This is a genomic window from Novosphingobium sp. KN65.2 (assembly GCF_001368935.1).
Lineage (GTDB): Bacteria > Pseudomonadota > Alphaproteobacteria > Sphingomonadales > Sphingomonadaceae > Novosphingobium > Novosphingobium mathurense.
In genome coordinates this window covers 1-2,244 of the sequence record NZ_CCBH010000117.1, presented here as the reverse complement: position 1 = coordinate 2,244, position 2,244 = coordinate 1, and the positions used below count along the sequence as shown (strand labels likewise).

The following is a 2,244-nucleotide window of genomic DNA, read 5'->3' as shown; positions in this document are numbered from 1 at the left end:
GGGTCACAGCAAAAATATCCGGCATAGTTCTCCCAACGGGAGGCGATGCTGCGATGAAGAAGCTTGGAGATCTGATGATGATCCTGGATTTGCATCGCCAAGGCGTGAAGATCGCCGCGATTGCCCGGCAGGTTGGTATCGACCGCAAGACTGTCCGCAAATACATCGGCCGAGGCATCGAAGTGCCGACGTATGGCCCTCGGCAGCCGCGTGAACGTTTGCTTGATCCGCATGTTGAATACTTGCGGGCGCGGTTGGACGCCTATCCGGGGCTGAGCGCACAACGCCTTGCCCGCGAGATCAGTGAGCGCGGTTACACGGGGAGTTACAGCACGGTGCGCGATACGGTGCGTACGATGCGTCCCGTCGGCGGCGGCAGGGCTTATGCTGTCCGTTTCGAAACACCGCCGGGACAACAGGCTCAGGTGGACTTTGCACAATTCCGGGTCCGCTTTGCCGATGCGCCGGACCGTGTCCAGATCGTCTGGCTGTTTTCCATGGTCATGGGTTTCTCCCGGCTGATCTGGGGACGCTTCGCGCTACGCCAGACGATGCAGACAGTGCTGTCCTGTCACCGGGCGGCGTTCGAGGCCATTGGTGGCGTACCCCGCGAGATTCTCTATGACCGCATGAAGACGGCCGTCCTTGGCGAGGATGAGGATGGTCGCGTCATCTACAACCGCACACTTGCAGAATTTGCGCGACATTACGGTTACCTGCCAAAGGCATGCCGCGCTTATCGTCCAGAAACCAAGGGCAAAGTCGAACGGCCGTTTCGCTACATTCGCGAGGACTTCTTCCTTGGTGGCATCTTCCGTGATCTTGATGATCTGAACGCTCAGTTCGACCATTGGCTCTGCACTGTCGCCAATCCTCGCGTGCACGCCTCGACCGGGCGTGTCGTCAACGAGGCCTTCGCGGAGGAAATGCCGACGCTACAACTCTTGCCACTGATCCCATTCGGAGCTGTCCTCAAGCTTGAACGCAAGATCAGCCATGATGGCATGGTCAGCGTTGACGGCAATTATTACTCGGTTCCTGATGCAACCCGGCGGCGCATTGTCGATGTCCACAGCTTGGCTGACGAAATCCAGATCTTCGAAGACGATCGCCTTATTGCCCGCCATCCGCACCTGGAAGGTCGCCGGGAGCGTTCGTTGCTCGATGGGCACCGGCGTCGTTCTCGAAAGAAGGACGACTTACCACTTCCACACGGATTTACCGGTCAACAAGTAACCCGTCGTTCCCTCGATATTTACGCGGCTATCGGGGAGCAACTGGCAGCCGCAGGAGCAAGCGCATGAACTCGCTTCTTCCAGATCCCACCGCATCCCTGCTGGATCGCATCAAGAGCAGTATGGTCGGCCTCAAGATGCCGCGCGCGATTGAAGTGGTTGACGACTGCATCTCCCGTTTGGATCGTGGCGAAATCACCGCTCTCGAGGCCTTGGAGCAGCTGTTGCTCGAGGAACTGTCCTTCCGGGAAGAACGTCGCATCCGAACCGCCTTACGGATGGGCCGCCTCAACACCGTCAAAACCCTTGCCGGATATGACTTCTCCTTCCAGCCCTCGCTCGACAGGGCTCGCATCATGGCCCTTGCCGAACTGAACTTCGTCGCGCGCAGCGAAGTCGTTCACCTGCTTGGACCGCCCGGTACCGGCAAAAGCCACTTGGCCAGCGCCTTGGGCCTTGAGGCGGTCAAGGCGGGCAGGAGTGTCTCGTTCATAACGCTCGCCGACCTGATCGGCGCATTGGCCAAGGCCGAACGGGAAGGAACCCTGCGCGAAAGGATCCGCTTCTACTGTCGGCCTTCGCTCTTGATCGTGGACGAAATCGGCTACCTTCCCGTCATCCCCGGCGGCGGCAACTTGTTCTTCCAACTCGTCAATGCCCGCTACGAAAGGGGGGCAATGATCCTCACGTCAAACCGTGGCTTTGCCGAATGGGGCGAAATCTTCGGCAGCCCTGTCGTCGCCACCGCCTTGCTCGACCGCCTGCTGCACCACGCTATCGTCATCCAGATCGACGGCTCGAGCTATCGCCTGAGACGACATGCCGATCTGCTGCCCGAGCACATCCGGTCAAATGCACGGATTACGCCGCCCGCACCCGCCGAGCCCCGAAGGCGCGGTCGACCGCCAAAACAAGGAGACGCCGCGCTGACCAGAACCTGAAAAAACAAACCGCAAAGTGGGGAATTTTACTTTGTCACTTCCGGGGAAATTTACAGTGTCATTGACAC

2 protein-coding genes are annotated in these 2,244 nt (G+C 59.2%); both read left to right on the top strand.

Annotated features, from left to right (window positions below; translation table 11 throughout):
• The first annotated feature begins 53 nt into the window (after positions 1 to 53).
• Complete coding sequence (gene istA / locus SPHV1_RS04260; RefSeq protein WP_054944812.1) at positions 54 to 1,304, top strand: IS21 family transposase; 1,251 nt, start codon at positions 54 to 56, stop codon at positions 1,302 to 1,304.
• Entirely contained in the window at positions 1,301 to 2,176 is an 876-nt protein-coding gene (gene istB, locus SPHV1_RS04255; RefSeq protein ID WP_054944811.1) for an IS21-like element helper ATPase IstB, read from the top strand. Before istA ends, istB begins: the two co-directional genes overlap by 4 nt.
• The last annotated feature ends 68 nt before the right edge of the window (positions 2,177 to 2,244 follow it).

Coding starts and splice junctions, on each gene's coding strand:
- istB (WP_054944811.1), top strand. CDS start 1,301: ATGAACTCGCTTCTTCCAGATCCCACCGCATCCCTGCTGGATCGCATC.
- istA (WP_054944812.1), top strand. CDS start 54: ATGAAGAAGCTTGGAGATCTGATGATGATCCTGGATTTGCATCGCCAA.